Raw genomic sequence first — 20,674 nt, 5'->3', positions numbered from 1 at the left:
ATGGCAACCCATTTGATCTGGCTGCGCAACGATCTGCGCGTCCATGATAATTACGCATTGCACGCTGCCTGCCGCGATGCCAATGCCACCGTGCTGGCTCTGTTTATAGCCACGCCAGCGCAGTGGAAAAGTCATTCAATGGCGCCGAAACAGGCCGCCTTTATCTACCAGAACCTGCTGGATGTACAACACTCGCTGGCTGAAAAGGGCATCGCACTGCACACATTGCAGTGTGATGATTTTGCCGCTTCCGTCGAGGCATTGAGTGATTTCTGCCAGCAGCATCACGTCGACCGACTGTTCTACAACTATCAGTACGAAGTTAACGAGCGTGAGCGCGATGCAGCGGCGGAGCGCAGGCTGTTTGATCTCGATATCATTTCTCAGGGATTCGACGACAGCCTGTTGCTGCCACCGGGCAGCGTACTGACCGGTAACCGTGAGATGTACAAAGTCTTTACGCCGTTCAGCCGGGCGTTTGTTAAACGCCTGCACGAAGGATTACCCGAGTGCGTGCCGGCACCCAAACCGCGGCAGGGCGCGCCGTTAAGCAAAACGCCGGAGATAAAGCCCTTCGATTATCCGACCGAAGCGTTCGACAGCGAGCTGTTTGCCGCCGGAGAGAAAGCTGCGCTGCATCAGTTACGGCATTTCTGCCAGCAGCCGGTCACTGAATACCCCGACACCCGCAATATTCCGGCAATTGATGGCACCAGCCGGCTTTCTGTCTATCTGGCCACCGGCGTGCTTTCGCCACGTCAGTGTCTTCATCGGCTGCTGGCGGAACATCCCCGTGGTCTGGACGACGGTAACGTTTTTGTCTGGCTGAATGAACTGATCTGGCGGGAGTTTTACCGGCATCTGCTGGTGGCCTGGCCGAAGCTCTGTCGGTATAAACCGTTTATCGCCTGGACCGACAACGTGAAGTGGCAGCCGGCTGATAAGCAGCTGGAAGCGTGGCAGCAGGGTAAAACCGGCTACCCGATTGTTGATGCGGCGATGCGACAGATGAATCAGTTGGGCTGGATGCACAACCGTCTGCGGATGATTGTCGCCAGCTTTCTGGTAAAAGACCTGCTTATCGACTGGCGGGAAGGGGAGCGCTACTTTATGTCACAGCTGATTGATGGCGATCTGGCGGCCAACAATGGCGGCTGGCAGTGGGCGGCGTCCAGTGGCAACGATGCCGCACCGTATTTCCGCATCTTTAATCCGACCACTCAGGGCGAGCGCTTTGATAAAGAAGGTGAGTTTATCCGCAAGTGGCTGCCGGAGTTAAAGGACGTGCCGGTTAAACATATCCATCAACCGCATATCTGGGCCGACAATATGGGGGTTGCGCTGGACTATCCTCAGCCGGTTGTTGATCATAAAAAAGCGCGAATGCGCACGCTTGAGGCGTTTGAAGCGGCGCGTAAACAGAGTTAACCGTTAAGGCGCCGCTGATTCAGTTGAACATCCGTTAAATGCCTCCAGATGGAGGCATTTAACGGCAGGTGGGGTCACACGGAATCCGCACTTCGCCCGCAAGATAACGCCTGAGCGGCACAAATCAGGGCAAGATGACTTAATCCCTGCGGCATATTTCCGCGCCATTCGCCGGACGCTGCATCGAACATTTCATTAAATGTGTCAACATTGCCGCGATGACACAGCGTACTCAACATCTCATTCATCGCCTGTTCTGCCTGGGCCGTTTCACCCACCGCAGCCAGCGCCTCGGCCAGCCAAAAACCACAGGCGACAAAAGGGCTCTCCTCTTTATCTACGCCAGTGTATCGCCACACCATTCCTCCCTGTTGCCCTAACTCCTCAGCAATGGCCCGGTAAGTGGCTTTCATTCTTTCAGGATTCACGTTGTTGCCGTAGTGGTACATCAGCGCCATCGACGCATCCAGTTCACCCTCGCTGTCCTTAAAGAACAGGTAGGCCTGTTTTTTCTCAGACCAGCAGTGTGTTTCAATCCAGTCTGCGATGCGGTCGCGCTCTCGCCGCCAGCGCTCACACCAGGTCGATTCGATATACTGGCCTTCTGCCATCTCAACCGCGCTATTAAGCGCCAGCCAGCAGGCCATTTTGGAATGGGTGTAATGTTGCTCTTCGGGAAGCTCCCAGATGCCGGAGTCGGGCTGACGCCAGCTATCGGCGCAACAGTTAGCCAGTTCACACAACATGCGCGAGGTCGTGAGATCCAGTACATGTCCGGCGCTGATAAACAGTTTTGCGGTCGCCAGCATATCGCCATACATGCTGAGCTGAACCTGATCGCGGGCATTATTGCCCACTCTGACCGGTTGGGAGTCGGCATAACCCTGTAGCGGAAGATAACGCTCCTCAGGGACGATATCGCCGTTCAACGTATAGCAGGCCCGCAGCTTCACGCCGTGCCGGATAATGGTTTTAGTCAGCCAGGAAAACGCGGCTTTACAGTCTTCCAGGGCGCCAATATAGACGAAGGCTTTGATAATCAGACAGGCGTCCCTGACCCAGGCGTAGCGGTAATCATAATTTTTGTTACCGCCAGGCCCCTCAGGCAGTGAGGTGGTGGCCGCGGCAGCCAGCGCGCCGGTTGGGGAGTACCACAGAAACTTCAACGCCAGCGAAGAACGTCTGACATGATCGGCATATTGCCCCTGGTAGCTCAGGCTGTTAATCCAGTCCTGCCAGGCCAGATGGCTGGTTTCGATGCGCCGATCGATGGCATTGAGTGGTGGAACGGCAAGAGGCTCGCCTTCGCTTACCAGCAACGCGACCAGAGAAGAAGAGTGTGGTGAAGAGCGAAATTCGCCCTCGATCCACTCATCACTGGTCTGAATCAACTCAATATCTTTGCTGGTCCTGAGCATCCCCATTAAGTCGGCCATATGAAAAACCGTGCCGTGTTCGGTCTCGGTTAACCAGGGAGAACGGCTTTCGGCGAAGGTACCCAGTTTTAGCCGAAGACGCAGCTTAACCTTACCGTCGATCCCTTCAATACGCCGGGCAAGCTCACTCCAGGGCAGCCGACCGGCCAGCGTGCTGTTCAGGGATTCCGTAATCAAAACCGAACCGCTATCGGTTTCAAAACGGGTTTCCAGCACGTTACTGTTGTCGCGGTAACAGCGTTTAACCCTGTATGGCTCAACCGGTTCCAACTGAAAAAAACCGCCGATAGCCGGGTCCAAAATACGATCAAACAGCGGTGGTGAGTCCATATTTGGCGCACACCACCAATCGATCGATCCATCCGGCGCGATAAGCGCGACCGACCTGCCTTCACCGATCGCGGCATAGTCTCCCAGCCGGGCAAAGCCGTCCTTTCTGAGCGGGGAATGATAAACGGCATTTTCCATATAACACTTCCTTGAGGAATCGGGGACAAAAAAAGAGACCGCCAGGCGATCTCTTTAAACATGCTGAGTTAAAACGGAAGATTACAGTGTGCCGGTACCACCATCCGAGCACCAGACCTGACCAGAGGTATAGCTGCTTTCGGTCGAGGCCAGGGTTACATACAGTGGGGCAATTTCCGCCGGCTGTCCCGGACGACCCAGTGGGGAATCCTCACCAAACTGCTGCACTTTTTCCTGCGGCTGGCCGCCACTTGACTGCAGTGGTGTCCAGTAAGGTCCTGGCGCAACGGCATTGACGCGGATCCCTTCTTTACCCAGCTGCTTAGCCAGTGATTTAGTAAAGGCAACAATGCTGGCTTTGGTCTGAGCATAATCCAGCAGGATTTCGCTTGGTTTAAAGGCCTGCACCGAACTGGTATTAATAATAGAGGCGCCACGAGGAAGAAAATCAACCGCCGCTTTAGTTATCCAGAACATGGCATAAACGTTGGTTTTGAATGTGGCGTCAAAATCCTCGGTACTTAATGTCCGAATGGATTCATTAAATTGCTGACGCCCGGCATTATTCACCAGAATATCCAGACCGCCGAGTTTGCTGGTGGCCTCTTTAACTAATTGCTGACAGAACGCCTCGGTACGAATATCGCCAGGAATCGCGATCGCTTTACGTCCTTCAGCCTCGATAAGTTGAATAACTTCAGCCGCATCTGACTCTTCTTCCGGCAGATAATTGATTGCCACGTCGGCCCCTTCGCGAGCATAGGCAATGGCCACTGCGCGGCCGATGCCGGAGTCGCCGCCGGTGATCAGCGCTTTACGTCCGGCCAGTCGGCCTGACCCTTTATAGGACTTCTCACCGTGATCCGGGATCGGGATCATTTTGCTGGCAAGGCCTGGCACAGGCTGAGGCTGTTCTGCAAATGGTGGCGCAGGATAATCAACGGTCAGGATGCTTTTGTTATTTTGATGTGACATATTTTTCACCTTGTGCTTATTTACGTGTTGTTAAAGCCTGGCACAGATGTGAGGTTTGTCACACATTAAGCCGGAAAAAGTCTTTTTATCGGAACAATCGTCCGGGCGCTCCCGTGCATTAGCCCGATGAACAACTCGGGCGAAATAAATAACCTACGCCGTTGTTGATGCGTTAATTGTCTGTTTTATCAGCAGCTGTCGGCAGATGAAAAAATACTGCTGATAGGGGCCACGCTTTGTTATTGTGACGGTAATCCCACACGCAACGTTGCCGCGGTGATTTTTTGCCCGGTAACGCGCACTTCAGGAATTGATATGCGTAATACAGAGCTTGAAAAGATTGTGAACCACCTGCTGAACACTGCTGCCTTTAAAGATTACGGCCCGAACGGCTTGCAGGTGGAAGGACGCAGTGAGGTGAAGAAAATTGTTACCGGTGTAACCGCCTGCCAGGCGCTGCTGGATGAGGCAGTGCGGCTGAATGCCGATGCGGTGCTGGTCCATCACGGCTATTTCTGGAAGAACGAAGCCTCGGTGATCAAAGGGATGAAGCGTAACCGGCTGAAAACCCTGCTGGCCAATGACATCAATATGTACGGCTGGCATCTGCCGCTGGATGCGCATCCTCAGTTGGGAAATAACGCGCGGCTCGCCAACCTGCTGGGCATTGAAGTCCGTGGCGAAGTTGAAGAACTGCTGCCATGGGGAGAGCTGAAAGAGCCGTTGACCGGCGAACAGTTTGCCCAGCGCATCAGTCAGGTGCTGGGACGTCAACCGCTGCATTGCGGCGATAATGCCCCTGCGCTGATCCGCCGTATTGCCTGGTGCTCCGGTGGCGGTCAGGGCTTTATTGATGCGGCGGCAGCCTTCGGCGTCGATGCGTTTTTCAGTGGCGAAGTCTCAGAGCAGACCATCCACAGCGCGCGCGAACAGGGCCTGCACTTCTTCGCCGCCGGGCACCATGCTACCGAGCGTTGTGGCATTCAGGCGCTCGGCGAGTGGCTGGCAGAGAACCACAATCTGGACGTCACCTTCATCGATATCCCTAATCCTGCCTGATTTCTGCCAGGCGGCTATCCCGGCCGCCTGCAACACAGTTGACACGTCCCCGACATTTCCGCATAACTATTTGCCTTATATAGATTTCAGATGGCCTTAATACCAGGTCAGGAGGAGCGTTTTGCAACGAGCTCGTTGTTACCTGTTAGGCGAACATGCCGTCGTACTTGAACTTGAGCCGCCGGTTACGCTGGCCACTCAGCAACGGATTTGGGGCCTGTCGTCGCGATTAATGGCAAGACCTGAAGTCATTGAAGTGGTCCCGGGCATGAATAACATCACCGTGCTGCTTAGCGATCCGCAACAGACGGCGCTGGATGCCATTGAGTGGCTACAGTCCTGGTGGGAAAAAAGCGAACAGCTGGAAATGACCTCACGCGAGGTTGAGATTCCGGTGGTTTATGGCGGTTCCGCCGGGCCGGATCTGGATGAGGTTGCCCGTCACAGTGGCTTAACGCCGCAACAGGTTGTTGAGGCCCATGCTTCTGGAAAATACGTGGTTTACTTTATCGGCTTCCAGCCTGGATTTCCGTATATGGCTGGGCTGGACGATCGCCTGCATACGCCACGGCGTGCCGAGCCAAGAGTGGCGGTGCCCGCCGGATCGGTCGGTATCGGCGGCAGCCAGACCGGCGTCTATCCGTTTTCCGCCCCTGGCGGCTGGCAGTTGATTGGTCAGACGGACATCACGTTGTTTAATCCAGCCAACCAGCCACCCACTTTCTTAAGGCCAGGCGACAGCGTGCGGTTTGTACCGCAGAAGGCAGGCTTATGCTGAAAATAATTCGCGCAGGAATGGCGACCACGCTGCAGGACGCCGGTCGCACCGGTTGGCGGCAGTACGGCGTCGGTCTGAGCGGGGTTCTCGACCGTCCCGCCATGGAAACTGCCAATCTGCTGGTGGGCAATGACAAAAACAGCGCGGTCCTGGAGATTACGCTGGGGCAATTCAGTGCTGAATTCACCCGCGACGGCTGGATCGCGCTGACCGGCGCGGGATGCAGTGCCGAGCTGGACAGTCAGCCGGTGTGGACCGGCTGGCGAACGGCGGTGAAAAAGGGACAGCGGCTGACGTTAAGCATGCCGCACCGTGGCATGCGCAGCTATCTGGCGCTGGATGGCGGGTTTGCCGTCGAGCCAATGCTAGGTTCTTGCAGCACGGATGCCAAAGCCGGTTTTGGTGGCTTTAACGGCGGCCCGATTAAAGATGGCGATTTGCTGCCTCAGCGCGATCCGCAACGGCACTTCGTGAAACCGGTTGGCGTACGCCAGCTGCTGTTCGGTAACCGCATCCGGGTGATGATGGGGCCGGAATACCATGAGTTTAACCATGAGAGTCGTGAAGCGTTCTGGCGGACCTCGTGGAAACTTAATCCGCAAAGTAACCGTATGGGTTACCGCCTGCAGGGCCGGCCGCTGCAACGCAGCGAAAAGCGTGAAATGCTGTCGCACGGCCTGATCCCCGGCGTGATTCAGGTGCCGCCAAACGGTCAGCCGATTGTGTTGATGGCGGATGCGCAGACCACCGGCGGCTATCCGCGCATTGGCTGCGTGATCGAAGCCGATCTTTATCATCTGGCGCAGATCCGTCTGGGCGAGCCGATCCATTTTGTTTACTGCACGCTTGAAGAAGCGCTGAAAGCCAAACGCGACCAGCAACTGGCGCTGGAGCAAATTGCCTGGGGAGTGGAACATGAAAGTTGATCTGAATGCCGATCTGGGCGAAGGCTGCGCCAACGATCGTGACTTATTGCAGCTGGTGTCATCGGCCAATATCGCCTGTGGATTCCATGCCGGCGATGCGCAAACCATGCGTCAAAGCGTGTTATGGGCGCTGGAATTTGGCGTGGCCATCGGCGCACATCCCAGCTTCCCCGATCGGGAGAATTTCGGCCGCACGCGCATGCAACTGCCAGCCGAAACCGTGTATGCCCTGATGATTTACCAGATTGGCGCACTGCAGGCGATTGCCCGCAGCGAAGGCGGCAAGCTGGTGCATGTGAAGCCGCACGGAATGCTTTACAACCAGGCCGCTCAGGAGCCTGAACTGGCAGACGCGATTGCCCGTGCGGTGAAAGCGGTCGATCCGGCTCTGGTGCTGGTTGGGCTGGCCAACAGTGAATCCATTAAGGCCGGCAAGGCGCTGGGTCTGACCACCCGCGAAGAGGTTTTCGCCGATCGGGGTTATCAGGCCGACGGATCGCTGGTTCCGCGCAGCCAGCCAGGCGCGCTGATTGACAGCGACCAACAGGCCATCGAGCAGACCCTGAGCATGATCCAGCAGGGCAAGGTGAAGAGCCTGAGCGGTGAGTGGGTGAACGTCAATGCTGACACCGTTTGTCTGCACGGCGATGGCGCACACGCAATGGCCTTTGCCGCCCAGCTCCGTCAGGCCTTTAAGCAACAACAGATTCAGGTCACCAGCCTTTAAGGCAATAACGCGTAGAAACGCGGCAGATTCCTCAACTCGGTTGGGGATTTTTTTTATCAATACCGGGAGGATGTATATGGAAAGTGCAGTGAATTTGTGGCCACTGGCAGGGATTGTGGCCATCGTCATCGGTTTTTTACTCCGGTTTAACCCGGTGCTGGTGGTGATCGTCTCCGGACTGATTACCGGGCTGGCCGCGCATATGCCGCTGGGCGACATTCTGGAAAAGCTGGGCTCAGGATTTCTGAACACCCGTAACCTGCCGCTGATCCTGTTGTTGCCGCTGGCCGTTATCGGCCTGCTGGAGCGTCACGGTCTGAAGCAGCGGGCCCAGGCCTGGATCGCTCAGATCAAAACCGCCACAGCCGGACGCCTGCTGATTGTGTATCTGTTCGTGCGTGAAATCACCGCCGCGATGGGCCTGACCAGTCTGGGTGGGCATCCGCAAATGGTGCGTCCGCTGTTGGCACCGATGGCCGAAGGGGCCACCGAAAACCGCTATGGCGAGTTGCCTGACAGCGTTCGCCATCGCCTCCGCGCGATGTCGGCCGCAACCGATAACGTCGGCCTGTTCTTCGGCGAAGATATCTTTGTCGCCTTTGGCGCGATCATCTTTATGCATAATTTTATGCAGGAATCCGCCGGTATTCAGACCGAGCCGCTACATATTGCGCTTTGGGGCATTCCGACCGCTGTCTGCGCGTTTCTGATCCACGCCGTGCGCTTACGCCGCCTGGATAAAACCATTGCCAAAGAACTGTCTGTACTGAATAACACCGCGTTGAAAGCGAAGGGAGGCCGCTAATGTTCCAGCAACAATATCTGTTCTGGCTGGCGGGAATTATCCTGCTGGTGGTCGCCGTGATGTCCTGGCGCGACAAAGGAAATCCACGCCGCTTAACCACCGGGCTGTTTTGGGCACTGTACGGACTGGTGTTTTTCGTCGGTGACTGGGCGGTTGAGCTGCTTGGCGCACGTTCACTGCACATTGTAATCGGCGTGATGGTGGTGGTAATGGCGTTGATTGCCGGTCTGGGCGGCGTGAAGCTGGGCTCATACCATCAGCGCAGCGAAGAGCAGAAAGAGCAAAGCGCTCAGCGCTTACGCAACAAACTGTTTCTGCCGGCGTTAGCCATCCCGGTAGTGACGGTGATTGGCGTGTTGGCTTTCAATAATATTCCGGGGTTGCAGGAAGGACTGTTTGGTCCGGGAAATCACTCCACGCTGGTGACGTTATTCTCAATGATGGTGGGCTGCGTGATCGGCTGGCTGATCGCCCTGAAACTGACCCATGAAGGCCCGGCCCAGTCGGTGCAGGAAGCGCGTCGCCTGCTGGATGCTATCGGTTGGGCATTTATTCTGCCGCAAATCCTTGCCACCTTAGGTCTGCTGTTCACCAGCGCCGGCGTCGGTACGGCGATTTCGCATCTGACCGAAACCTATCTGGCGGTAGATAACCGCTTTATTGCCGTTGCGACCTATGCCATCGGCATGGCGCTGCTGACCATGGTGATGGGCAATGCCTTTGCTGCATTCCCGATTGTTACTGCCGGCATCGGTATTCCGATCCTGGTGCTGCAACACCATGGCAATCCGGCGGTGATGGCGGCGATTGGCATGTTCTCCGGCTATTGCGGCACGCTGATGACGCCGATGGCGGCCAACTTCAATATTGTCCCGGCGGCGCTGCTCGAACTGCCTGACCGCAATGCGGTGATCAAGGCTCAGGTGCCCACCGGCGTGCTATTGTTAATAGCCAATATCTTCCTTCTGTATTTCATGATGTTCCTGTGAGGCCACAATGAAGACCGTATTGATTACCGCTTTCGAGCCGTTCGGCGGCGAGCTGGTGAACCCGTCGTGGGAAGCCGTCAGCCATCTGCATGAGCGCATGGTGTGCGGAGCAAAAGTGATGGCCAAACAGCTGCCCTGTGCGTTTGGCGACTCCCTGACCGCGTTGTATGCCGCCATTGAAGAGTTGAAACCGGATCTGGTGATTGCCGTAGGCCAGGCGGGTGGGCGTACCGACGTGACCATCGAGCGCGTCGGCATCAACGTCGATGATGCCCGCATTCCAGATAACCTGGGGAATCAGCCGATTGATGAAGCGATTGTCGAGGGTGGGCCGGTGGCCTACTTCTCCACGCTGCCGATTAAGGCGATTGTTGAAGGGATCCGCGAAGCGGGGATCCCGGCGTCCGTTTCTCAGACGGCGGGCACCTATGTCTGCAATCACGTGATGTACGGGCTGATGCATTACCTGGAAAAATACAACAGCCTGGCAAAGAACAAGACCAAAATCCGCGGTGGGTTTATCCATATTCCTTACCTGCCTGAACAGGCGGTTAAACATCCTGGCGTGGCGAGCATGCCGGCGGCGACGGTGATCCTCGCGCTGGAAATGGCGCTGAGCATTGCGCTGACCGTTGAAAAGGATATTCGTCTGGAAGGCGGCGCCACACACTGAGACTGAACGGGTGAATCATGCCAGAAGGACCTGAAATCCGCCGCGCGGCGGACAAGCTGGAGAAAGCGATCAAGGGGAAAACGCTGACCGACGTCTGGTTTGCTTTTCCCCAGCTCAAAACCTACGAACCGGCGTTATTGGGTGAGCGGGTCGAGGCGATTGAAACGCGGGGCAAAGCGATGCTGACGCACTTTTCCAATGGCCTGACGCTTTACAGCCATAACCAGCTGTATGGCGTCTGGCGGGTGGCGAAAAGCGGCGTTGAGCCTGCCACTAACCGCATTCTGCGCGTGCGTCTGGCGGCGGAAGATAAGGCCATTCTCCTCTACAGCGCATCAGAGATTGAATTGCTCAATGCGGATACGCTGATGGCACATCCTTTTCTGCAACGTGTGGGGCCGGACGTACTGGATATGACGTTAACCGCTGAGCAGGTGAAAGCACGGTTGCTCTCACCCCGCTTCAGACGACGTCAGTTCAGCGCGTTACTGTTGGATCAGGCTTTTCTGGCGGGATTAGGCAACTATCTGCGGGTAGAAATACTCTGGCTGGCAGGCCTGGCGCCGCAGCATAAAGCGCAGGACCTGACCGAAGAGCAGTTGGTGCTATTGGCTGACGCGTTACTGGCCATTCCGCGGCTTTCGTACCTCACGCGGGGAGTCAGTAAAGAGAATAAACATCACGGCGCACTGTTCAGCTTTAAAGTGTTTCATCGGGCAGGCCAGCCGTGCGAGCGGTGCGGTGGCATCATTGAGAAAACGGTGCTTTCGTCGCGCCCGTTTTACTGGTGTCCGGGTTGCCAGCATTAACCAAAAAAAAACGCCGCGAGTGCGGCGTTTTTTATGCGGTCTGGCGGATTACTTGGTGCCAGACTTGAAGTCACGCTTGTCGTAGCCGGTATACAGCTGACGCGGACGGGCAATTTTGATGCCGTCGTCGTGCATTTCTTTCCAGTGTGCAATCCAGCCCACGGTACGCGCCATCGCGAAGATCACGGTAAACATGGAAGACGGAATGCCCATCGCTTTCAGAATAATGCCTGAGTAGAAGTCGACGTTTGGATAGAGTTTACGTTCAATAAAGTACGGGTCGTTCAGCGCGATATCTTCCAGCTTCATCGCCACTTCCAACAGATCGTCCTTCATGCCCAATTCGTTCAGCACTTCATGACAGGTCTCACGCATCACGGTTGCGCGCGGATCGTGGTTCTTATAAACGCGGTGGCCGAAGCCCATCAGACGGAACGAATCGTTCTTATCTTTTGCACGCTTCACGAACTCAGGAATGTGATCAACGGTGCTGATCTCTTCCAGCATACGCAGGGTCGCTTCGTTTGCGCCACCGTGGGCAGGTCCCCACAGGGAAGCGATCCCCGCGGCGATGCAGGCAAACGGGTTAGCGCCAGAAGAACCGGCGGTACGCACGGTAGACGTGGAGGCGTTCTGCTCATGGTCGGCATGCAGGATCAAAATACGATCCATGGCGCGTTCCAGAATTGGGTTCACCACGTACTCTTCACACGGCGTGGAGAACATCATATGCAGGAAGTTTCCGGCGTAAGACAGGTCGTTGCGTGGGTAAACGAAAGGCTGACCGATCGAATATTTGTAACACATCGCCGCAACGGTCGGCATTTTGGACAGCAGGCGGAATGCCGCAATTTCGCGGTGGCGCTCAATGTTAACGTCCATCGCATCATGATAAAACGCGGCCAGTGCACCGGTAACACCACACATTACCGCCATCGGATGAGAGTCACGACGGAAGCCACGGAACAGATGATGGATCTGTTCATGGATCATGGTATGGCGGGTTACGATGGTTTTGAATTCTTCAAACTGCTCTTTAGTTGGCGCTTCGCCATTCAGCAGGATGTAGCACACTTCCAGATAGTTGGAGTGCACAGCGAGTTGGTCGATCGGGAAACCACGGTGGAGCAGGATACCTTCATCACCGTCGATGTAGGTGATTTTAGATTCGCAGGACGCAGTAGAGGTGAAGCCTGGGTCAAAGGTGAAATACCCTTTGGATCCGAGGGTACGTACATCTATCTCGTCCTGGCCTAACGTGCCTTGCAACACATCAAGTTCAATAGGAGCTTCGCCTGGTAGGGTTAGCGTTGCTTTTTTATCAGCCATTTATTGTCTCCTTTGCGCCTTATCTATAGATCTTCGACACTCGAAATGCTCATTGTGTCCGCGCCTGCATGAAAAAGCGCAGTGTCGTCTCTGTGGCATCTTGTATCGTGCAGGGTACAGAGAGACGGGGCGTGCGCAGGCCGGGTGGGCACAACAGTACTGCGTTTCGCGGTTGTTAAAGATCCGGTCTGGTCGTAACTTGTTGGTAACCGATACCTGATTCTTTGTACGTATATATCATCAATGTTACATAACTTGTGCTTAGGGGAAAGTGTATCCCCATAACTTTTGTGCATCATAGAATTTTTGATCGTCCGTTTGTAACAGGAATGTTGAAGTTTTGTCAAATCAGATAATTAAATTTGTATAAATTGTGAAAAATGTGAGTCGGATCACTGTTCCACCTAAATATGCCCAAGAAGTTTGTAGGGGAATTGTAATGAGTTTGTGAACCCCCTATACTTCCGCCAGGTCTCCGGAATACCCTGCAGTAGGAGCCACCCAGCGTTGCGTACGCGTCGTTTTGACACTGGATGTTGTTGTTTTAGTGCCTGGCGCAGTATCTCCGTAACGCTGTCTGACCCGCCCTCAGGACCGGAGGAAGCAAAATAAGAAAGGCTGTGTGGGCAAAACCGTGAAAAAACAAAGACCTGTCAACTTGGATCTCTCCACGATCCGGTTTCCCGTTACTGCAATAGCGTCTATTCTCCATCGCGTATCTGGCGTCATTACGTTTGTGGCTGTTGGTATACTGCTCTGGTTACTGGGCCTGTCACTCTCATCTCCCGAAGGCTTCCTGCAAGCTTCTGCCGTCATGGGCAGCTTCTTTGTCAAATTCATCATGTGGGGCATTTTAACCGCACTGGCGTATCACATCGTCGGTGGGATTCGTCACATGCTGATGGACTTCGGATATCTGGGTGAAACGCTGCAAATTGGGACGCGCTCTGCGCAAATCTCTTTTGGTATCACTGTCGTGCTTTCAATTCTGGCTGGAGTCCTCGTATGGTAAGCAACGCTTCTGCATTAGGTCGCAACGGCGTTCATGACTGGCTGCTGCTGCGTGCTGCTGCGATGATCATGACGTTATACGTGATCTACATCCTCGGTTTCGTGGTGATGTCAGGGACACTGACGTACGACATCTGGCGTGGCTTCTTTGCCTCCAACTTTACCAAAGTCTTCACCCTTCTGACGCTGTTCTCCATTCTGGTGCATGGCTGGATTGGGATGTGGCAGGTACTGACGGATTACATCAAGCCGGTTGCTTTCCGCTTGATGCTGCAACTGGTGGTGGTGGTTGCGCTGTTGGTTTATGCCATTTATGGAACTGTTGTTGTGTGGGGTGCGTAATGAGTTTGCCAGTTAGAGAGTTTGATGCCGTGGTAATCGGCGCCGGTGGTGCAGGCATGCGTGCCGCGCTGCAGATTTCCCAATCGGGCCAGAGCTGTGCTCTGTTGTCCAAAGTTTTCCCGACCCGTTCCCATACCGTCTCTGCGCAGGGCGGTATCACCGTTGCGCTGGGTAACACCCATGAAGATAACTGGGAATGGCATATGTATGACACGGTGAAAGGCTCCGACTACATCGGTGACCAGGACGCCATTGAATATATGTGTAAAACCGGACCGGAAGCGATTCTGGAACTGGAACACATGGGCCTGCCTTTCTCCCGTCTGGACGATGGCCGCATTTATCAGCGTCCGTTTGGTGGCCAGTCGAAGAACTTCGGCGGTGAGCAGGCGGCGCGTACCGCGGCGGCGGCTGACCGTACCGGCCATGCGTTGTTGCATACCCTTTATCAGCAGAACCTGAAAAACAAAACCACTATCTTCTCCGAGTGGTATGCGTTGGATCTGGTGAAAAATGCGGACGGCGCCATTGTCGGCTGTACCGCACTGAATATTGAAGATGGCGAAGTCGTCTACTTTAAAGCGCGCGCAACGGTTCTGGCGACCGGCGGTGCAGGACGTATTTACCAGTCCACCACCAATGCCCACATCAATACCGGTGACGGCGTCGGTATGGCCCTGCGTGCCGGCGTGCCGGTACAGGACATGGAAATGTGGCAGTTCCACCCAACCGGTATTGCCGGCGCGGGTGTGCTGGTGACCGAAGGCTGTCGTGGTGAAGGTGGTTACCTGTTAAACAAACACGGTGAGCGCTTTATGGAGCGTTATGCGCCAAACGCCAAAGACCTTGCCGGTCGTGACGTGGTTGCCCGTTCAATGATGATCGAAATCCGTGAAGGTCGTGGTTGCGAAGGTCCGTGGGGCCCGCACATCAAACTGAAACTGGATCACCTCGGTCACGAAGTGCTGGAAGCGCGTCTGCCTGGTATTCTGGAACTGTCCCGCACCTTTGCTCACGTCGATCCGGTTAAAGAACCGATCCCGGTGATCCCTACCTGCCACTATATGATGGGCGGTATTCCGACCCGCGTAACCGGTCAGGCGCTGACGGTAAATGAGAAGGGCGAAGATACCCTGGTGCCAGGACTGTTTGCGGTGGGTGAGATTGCCTGCGTATCGGTTCATGGTTCTAACCGTCTGGGCGGCAACTCGCTGCTGGATCTGGTGGTGTTTGGTCGTGCGGCGGGTCTGCACCTGCTGGAATCCATTGAAGAGCAGGGCGAGCTGAAAGACGCAACGGAAGAAGAGATCGAAGCGTCTCTGGCCCGCATGAACCGCTGGAACAACAACACCACCGGTGAGGATCCTGCCGAGCTGCGTAAAGCCCTGCAAACCTGTATGCAGAACAACTTCTCGGTGTTCCGTGAAGGCGATGCGATGGCAAAAGGTCTGGAAGAGCTGAAAGTTCTGCGTGAACGCCTGAAAGGCGCCCGTCTGGATGACCGTTCAAGCGACTTCAATACCCAGCGTATTGAGTGCCTTGAGCTGGATAACCTGATGGAAACGGCCTATGCAACGGCCGTCGCGGCAAACTACCGCACCGAAAGCCGTGGCGCACACAGCCGCTTCGACTACCCAGAACGTGACGATGCAAACTGGTTATGCCACAGCGTGTATCTGCCGCAGAGCGAAAGCATGACTCGCCGTGAGGTGAACATGGAGCCGAAACTGCGCGCGGCGTTCCCGCCGAAAGCACGTACTTACTAGTTTGCGGAGATAAGCGATGAGACTCGAATTTTCTATTTATCGTTACAACCCGGAAGTTGACGATGCTCCGCACATGCAGGAGTACAGCCTGGAGTCCGAAGAAGGGCGCGACATGATGCTGCTGGACGCGCTGATGCGTCTGAAGGAAAAAGACCCGACGCTGGCTTTCCGTCGCTCGTGCCGCGAGGGCGTTTGCGGTTCCGATGGCATCAACATGAACGGTAAAAACGGTCTGGCCTGTATCACACCTGTTTCCGCTCTTGGCGGCGGCAGTAAAAAAATTGTGATCCGTCCTTTACCGGGTTTACCGGTGATCCGTGATTTGGTGGTGGACATGGGGCAATTCTACACTCAGTATGAGAAGATTAAGCCTTACCTGTTGAATAATGGGGAAAATCCACCGGCGCGCGAGCATCTGCAGGAGCCGGAACAGCGTGAAAAACTGGATGGCCTGTACGAATGTATCCTGTGTGCATGCTGCTCGACTTCCTGCCCGTCTTTCTGGTGGAACCCGGACAAATTTATCGGTCCGGCTGGGTTGCTGGCAGCGTACCGCTTCCTGATCGACGACCGTGATACCGAAACGGATGCGCGCCTGGATAATCTGAACGATGCTTTCAGCGTATTCCGGTGTCACAGCATCATGAACTGTGTGAGCGTATGCCCTAAAGGGCTTAACCCTACGCGCGCCATCGGCCACATTAAGTCGATGCTGCTGCAAAGAGGCGCATAAGCGCACCTCATCCGGGAACCGCCAGGTTCCCGGTTGTTTTACCAGGAAACCCTGCCAAGCTTATCTTCGGGTTGGCTTTGCAAGGTTCCCTTACGGGCCCGGGCGCCAGCAGTCGCGCACAGCGCTCGTATCGATGAACTTTCAGGCTGCGTCCCGCGTTATTAGCGGAACACAGCCGAGGGCAAGCCGCTTATGCGGCGTGGGGCCTGCAAAGGCCCTGTTAAATAATCACGGCGAACTAAAGCACAAAATGCTTAAGGGATCACAATGCAGAACAGCGCGATGAAACCCTGGCTGGACTCCTCCTGGCTGGCCGGCGCGAACCAGACCTACATAGAGCAGCTCTATGAGGACTATCTAACCGATCCTGACTCTGTTGATGTTGCCTGGAAAGAGCTCTTTCAGCAGCTTCCAGGTCAAGGGGTCAGACCGGAACAATTTCACTCGAGCACACGCGAGTACTTCCGCCGTCTGGCGAAAGATGCCACGCGTTACACCTCTTCCGTAAGCGATCCTGATACCAATGCCAAGCAGGTTAAGGTTCTCCAGCTGATCAACGCCTTCCGTTTCCGCGGACATCAGATGGCAAACCTCGATCCGTTAGGCCTGTGGCAGAATGAATCCGTGCCGGATCTGGATCCTAAATTCCACGACCTGAGCGAAGCGGATTTCCAGGAAACCTTCAACGTCGGTTCATTTGCTTTCGGCAAAGATACCATGAAGCTGGCGGATCTTTACGCCTTGCTGAAGCAGACTTACTGCGGCTCGATCGGTGCTGAGTATATGCACATCACCAACACCGAAGAGAAACGCTGGATCCAACAGCGCATCGAATCGGTTGCCGGGCAGGCATCGTTCTCCACCGCAGAGAAGAAAGGTTTCCTGAAACAGCTGACCGCAGCCGAAGGCCTTGAGCGTTACCTCGGTGCGAAATTCCCGGGCGCCAAGCGCTTCTCGCTGGAAGGCGGCGATGCACTGGTGCCAATGCTGAATGAGATGATCCACCATTCAGGCAAAAGCGGCACGCGTGAAGTGGTGCTGGGCATGGCCCACCGCGGCCGTCTGAACGTGCTGATTAACGTGCTGGGTAAAAAGCCGCAGGACCTGTTTGACGAGTTCGCTGGCAAGCACAAAGAGCATCTCGGTACCGGTGACGTGAAGTACCATATGGGCTTCTCTTCCGACGTCGAAACCGAAGGCGGCATGGTTCACCTGGCGCTGGCGTTTAACCCGTCGCACCTTGAGATCGTCAGCCCGGTAGTGATGGGCTCTGTGCGTGCGCGGCTGGATCGTCTTGACGAGCCGGGCAGCAACAAAGTTCTGCCAATCACCATCCACGGTGATGCGGCGATCATTGGTCAGGGTGTGGTTCAGGAAACGCTGAACATGTCTCAGGCTCGCGGCTATGAAGTCGGCGGGACTGTGCGCATCGTGATCAATAACCAGATTGGTTTCACCACCTCCAATCCAAAAGATGCCCGTTCAACCCAGTACTGTACCGATATCGGTAAAATGGTGCTGGCGCCAATCTTCCACGTAAATGCTGATGACCCGGAAGCGGTGGCCTTTGTGACCCGTCTGGCGTTGGATTTCCGTAACACCTTCAAGCGTGATGTCTTCATCGATCTGGTCTGTTATCGCCGTCACGGCCATAACGAAGCGGATGAGCCGAGTGCGACTCAGCCGGTGATGTACCAGAAGATCAAAAAGCACCCGACCCCGCGCAAACTCTATGCCGATCGTCTCGAAAGCGAGAAGATTGCCAGCCTGGAAGATGCCACGGAAATGGTCAACCTTTACCGCGACGCGCTGGATGCCGGCGAATGCGTGGTGCCGGAATGGCGTCCGATGAGCCTGCACTCCTTTACCTGGTCGCCGTATCTGAACCATGACTGGGATGAAAGCTATCAGGAAACCTTAGACCTGAAGCGCCTGCAAGAGCTGGCTAAACGCATCAGTAGCGTGCCGGAAGCCATTGAAATGCAGTCCCGCGTGGCGAAGATCTATAACGATCGTGCTGAGATGGCCGCAGGCAACAAACCGTTCGACTGGGGCGCTGCCGAGAACCTGGCCTATGCCACGCTGGTAGATGAAGGCATTCCGTGCCGTCTTTCCGGTGAAGACATGGGACGTGGCACCTTCTTTCACCGCCATGCGGTGATCCACAACCAGTCTAACGGCTCAACCTATACCCCGCTGATGCACGTGCATAACGGTCAGGGCACCTTCAAAGTCTGGGACTCCGTCCTGTCTGAAGAAGCGGTGCTGGCGTTCGAATACGGTTATGCCACGGCAGAACCGCGCACGCTGACCATCTGGGAAGCGCAGTTTGGTGACTTTGCCAACGGTGCTCAGGTAGTTATCGACCAGTTCATCAGCTCCGGCGAGCAGAAATGGGGCCGTATGTGCGGTCTGGTAATGCTGCTGCCGCACGGTTACGAAGGGCAGGGCCCGGAGCACTCCTCCGCCCGTCTGGAACGTTATCTGCAGCTTTGCGCTGAGCAGAACATGCAGGTGTGCGTGCCGTCAACGCCGGCTCAGGTTTACCATATGCTGCGTCGTCAGGCGCTGCGCGGTATGCGCCGTCCGTTGATCGTCATGTCACCGAAATCTCTGCTGCGTCATCCGCTGGCAGTCTCTTCTCTGGAAGAGCTGGCGACCGGCGGCTTCCAGCCGGCTATCGGCGAGATCGACGCGCTTGACCCGAAAGGCGTGAAGCGTGTGGTGCTCTGCTCCGGTAAGGTCTATTACGATCTGCTGGACAAGCGTCGCAAAAACGAGCAAACCGATGTCGCTATCGTGCGTATCGAACAGCTGTATCCGTTCCCGCACAAAGCGGTTCAGGATGTGCTGCAGCAATATTCCCATGTGCATGATTTCGTGTGGTGCCAGGAAGAGCCGCTTAATCAGGGCGCTTGGTTCTGCAGCCAGCACCACTTCCGTGAAGTGGTTCCTTTTGGGGCTTCATTACGTTACGCCGGCCGCCCCGCCTCCGCCTCGCCGGCAGTTGGCTATATGTCCGTTCACCAGCAGCAGCAGCAAGATCTGGTAAATGACGCGCTGAACGTTAATTAATTCAAGGAAAAATAATGAGTAGCGTAGAGATCATCGTTCCCGACCTGCCTGAATCCGTTGCCGATGCCACCGTGGCAACCTGGCACAAAAAACCAGGCGATTCTGTCCAGCGCGACGAAGTGCTGGTAGAGATCGAAACCGACAAAGTGATTCTGGAAGTTCCGGCCACCGCCGATGGCGTGCTGGAAGCGATTTTGGAAGATGAAGGCGCAACAGTTATCTCTCGTCAGGCGCTGGGTCGTCTGAAAGAAGGGAACAGCGGCGGCAAAGCAAGCTCTGCCAAAGTTGAAGAGCAGGATTCAACCCCAGCACAGCGTCAGAGCGCTTCTCTGGAAGAAGAGAGCAACGACGCGCTCAGCCCGGCTATCCGCCGCCTGATTGCTGAACACAACCTCGACGCGGCCGCCATCAAAGGCACCGGTGTTGGTGGACGTTTGACGCGTGAAGACGTTGAAAAACACCTGGCGAAAAAACCGGAAGCCGCCGCGAAAGCGCCTGCTGCTGCCGCACCTTCTGCGCCAGCCGCCGCTCTGCCAGGCCGCAGCGAGAAGCGCGTTCCAATGACCCGCCTGCGTAAGCGCATTGCCGAGCGTCTGTTGGAAGCGAAAAACAGCACCGCGATGTTGACCACCTTTAACGAAGTCAACATGCAGCCAATCATGAACCTGCGTAAGCAGTACGGCGAAGCGTTTGAAAAACGTCACGGCGTGCGTCTGGGCTTCATGTCCTTCTACCTGAAAGCGGTTGTTGAAGCGCTGAAACGCTTCCCGGAAGTCAATGCGTCTATCGACGGCGAAGACGTTGTTTACCACAACTACTTTGACGTCAGCATCGCTGTTTCCACCCCACGTGGGCTGGTCACGCCAGTGTTGAAAGATATCGATGCGCTGGGTATGGCCGATATCGAGAAGAAAATCAAAGAGCTGGCAGTGAAAGGCCGTGACGGGAAACTGACCGTTGACGAACTGACTGGCGGTAACTTCACCATCACCAACGGTGGCGTGTTCGGTTCCCTGATGTCCACGCCGATCATCAACCCACCGCAGAGTGCCATCCTCGGCATGCATGCGATCAAAGATCGTCCTATGGCGGTTAATGGTCAGGTTGTGATCCTGCCAATGATGTATCTGGCCCTCTCTTACGATCACCGCCTGATCGACGGTAAAGAATCCGTCAGCTACCTGGTGGCGATCAAAGAGCTGCTGGAAGATCCGTCAAGGCTGCTGCTGGACGTTTAATCCCTGTCGGGTGCGGCCTGGCGCTGCACCCAACCCTATGTGTGGCCGACACTCTGGCAACCGCCAGATTCGGCCAAGTTTTTTCCGACCTGAATGGATAGAACATC

Annotated in this window: 18 protein-coding genes; 15 read left to right on the top strand and 3 right to left on the bottom strand. The window is 55.5% G+C overall.

The window, feature by feature from the left end; genetic code table 11:
• Entirely contained in the window at window positions 1-1,428 is a 1,428-nt protein-coding gene (gene phrB / locus AC1UKS_RS15355; RefSeq protein WP_482434352.1) for a deoxyribodipyrimidine photo-lyase, read from the top strand.
• Window positions 1,429-1,502: 74 nt separating this feature from the next.
• On the opposite strand, the gene AC1UKS_RS15350 is transcribed toward phrB, so the two are convergent.
• Window positions 1,503-3,332 (bottom strand): glycoside hydrolase family 15 protein, encoded by a 1,830-nt coding sequence (locus tag AC1UKS_RS15350; protein WP_482434350.1) that lies wholly within the window; start codon window positions 3,330-3,332, stop codon window positions 1,503-1,505.
• Between the two features lie 81 nt (window positions 3,333-3,413).
• A complete protein-coding gene (locus AC1UKS_RS15345) occupies window positions 3,414-4,307 on the bottom strand; it encodes an SDR family oxidoreductase (protein WP_482434349.1) in 894 nt (297 codons plus the stop codon).
• A 315-nt stretch (window positions 4,308-4,622) separates the two neighbouring features.
• Between AC1UKS_RS15345 and AC1UKS_RS15340 the strand changes: the two genes are divergently transcribed.
• The 8 genes from AC1UKS_RS15340 to nei all read left to right on the top strand — a co-directional run bounded on the left by AC1UKS_RS15340 (window position 4,623) and on the right by nei (window position 11,073).
• Window positions 4,623-5,366 carry a type 2 GTP cyclohydrolase I gene (locus AC1UKS_RS15340; RefSeq protein WP_482434348.1) on the top strand — a complete coding sequence of 248 codons (744 nt, stop codon included), beginning with the start codon at window positions 4,623-4,625 and terminating at the stop codon, window positions 5,364-5,366.
• Between the two features lie 121 nt (window positions 5,367-5,487).
• Window positions 5,488-6,144 (top strand): 5-oxoprolinase subunit PxpB, encoded by a 657-nt coding sequence (pxpB, locus tag AC1UKS_RS15335; protein ID WP_482434346.1) that lies wholly within the window; start codon window positions 5,488-5,490, stop codon window positions 6,142-6,144.
• On the top strand, window positions 6,138-7,070 hold the full coding sequence (gene pxpC, locus AC1UKS_RS15330) for a 5-oxoprolinase subunit PxpC (protein ID WP_482434344.1): 933 nt from the start codon (window positions 6,138-6,140) through the stop codon (window positions 7,068-7,070). The genes pxpB and pxpC overlap by 7 nt, the downstream gene beginning before the upstream one ends.
• Window positions 7,060-7,797, top strand: coding sequence for a 5-oxoprolinase subunit PxpA (gene pxpA, locus AC1UKS_RS15325; protein WP_482434343.1), 738 nt, complete (start codon window positions 7,060-7,062; stop codon window positions 7,795-7,797). Before pxpC ends, pxpA begins: the two co-directional genes overlap by 11 nt.
• Before the next feature lie 76 nt (window positions 7,798-7,873).
• The gene (locus tag AC1UKS_RS15320) at window positions 7,874-8,602 is read left to right on the top strand and encodes a DUF969 domain-containing protein (protein WP_482434342.1); all 729 of its coding nucleotides are present in this window, start codon (window positions 7,874-7,876) and stop codon (window positions 8,600-8,602) included.
• Window positions 8,602-9,591, top strand: a complete 990-nt coding sequence (locus AC1UKS_RS15315; protein WP_013201316.1) for a DUF979 domain-containing protein — start codon at window positions 8,602-8,604, stop codon at window positions 9,589-9,591. The genes AC1UKS_RS15320 and AC1UKS_RS15315 overlap by 1 nt, the downstream gene beginning before the upstream one ends.
• 7 nt (window positions 9,592-9,598) lie before the next feature.
• Window positions 9,599-10,264, top strand: a complete 666-nt coding sequence (gene pcp, locus AC1UKS_RS15310) for a pyroglutamyl-peptidase I (protein WP_265911747.1) — start codon at window positions 9,599-9,601, stop codon at window positions 10,262-10,264.
• A gap of 17 nt (window positions 10,265-10,281) precedes the next feature.
• Window positions 10,282-11,073 (top strand): endonuclease VIII, encoded by a 792-nt coding sequence (nei, locus tag AC1UKS_RS15305; protein ID WP_455864064.1) that lies wholly within the window; start codon window positions 10,282-10,284, stop codon window positions 11,071-11,073.
• 48 nt (window positions 11,074-11,121) lie between these two features.
• Here the strand turns inward: nei and AC1UKS_RS15300 are convergent, their stop codons facing one another.
• Window positions 11,122-12,402: a citrate synthase gene (locus AC1UKS_RS15300; protein ID WP_013201319.1), complete on the bottom strand. Its 1,281-nt coding sequence runs from the start codon at window positions 12,400-12,402 to the stop codon at window positions 11,122-11,124.
• A 622-nt stretch (window positions 12,403-13,024) separates the two neighbouring features.
• Between AC1UKS_RS15300 and sdhC the strand changes: the two genes are divergently transcribed.
• The 6 genes from sdhC to odhB all read left to right on the top strand — a co-directional run bounded on the left by sdhC (window position 13,025) and on the right by odhB (window position 20,567).
• Window positions 13,025-13,414, top strand: coding sequence for a succinate dehydrogenase cytochrome b556 subunit (gene sdhC, locus AC1UKS_RS15295; RefSeq protein ID WP_013201320.1), 390 nt, complete (start codon window positions 13,025-13,027; stop codon window positions 13,412-13,414).
• Window positions 13,408-13,755, top strand: coding sequence for a succinate dehydrogenase membrane anchor subunit (gene sdhD / locus AC1UKS_RS15290; RefSeq protein WP_482434339.1), 348 nt, complete (start codon window positions 13,408-13,410; stop codon window positions 13,753-13,755). Before sdhC ends, sdhD begins: the two co-directional genes overlap by 7 nt.
• Entirely contained in the window at window positions 13,755-15,521 is a 1,767-nt protein-coding gene (sdhA, locus tag AC1UKS_RS15285; protein WP_482434337.1) for a succinate dehydrogenase flavoprotein subunit, read from the top strand. The genes sdhD and sdhA overlap by 1 nt, the downstream gene beginning before the upstream one ends.
• A 16-nt stretch (window positions 15,522-15,537) precedes the next feature.
• Entirely contained in the window at window positions 15,538-16,254 is a 717-nt protein-coding gene (locus AC1UKS_RS15280; protein ID WP_013201323.1) for a succinate dehydrogenase iron-sulfur subunit, read from the top strand.
• A 267-nt stretch (window positions 16,255-16,521) separates the two neighbouring features.
• Window positions 16,522-19,329: a 2-oxoglutarate dehydrogenase E1 component gene (gene sucA, locus AC1UKS_RS15275; RefSeq protein ID WP_482434335.1), complete on the top strand. Its 2,808-nt coding sequence runs from the start codon at window positions 16,522-16,524 to the stop codon at window positions 19,327-19,329.
• 14 nt (window positions 19,330-19,343) lie between these two features.
• Complete coding sequence (gene odhB, locus AC1UKS_RS15270; protein ID WP_013201325.1) at window positions 19,344-20,567, top strand: 2-oxoglutarate dehydrogenase complex dihydrolipoyllysine-residue succinyltransferase; 1,224 nt, start codon at window positions 19,344-19,346, stop codon at window positions 20,565-20,567.
• Window positions 20,568-20,674: the final 107 nt, after the last annotated feature.

Source organism: Erwinia sp. AK-PDG3-5 (genome assembly GCF_056821705.1).
Note: the sequence above shows the minus strand (reverse complement) of the source record. Positions and strands in the feature narration are given on the sequence as shown.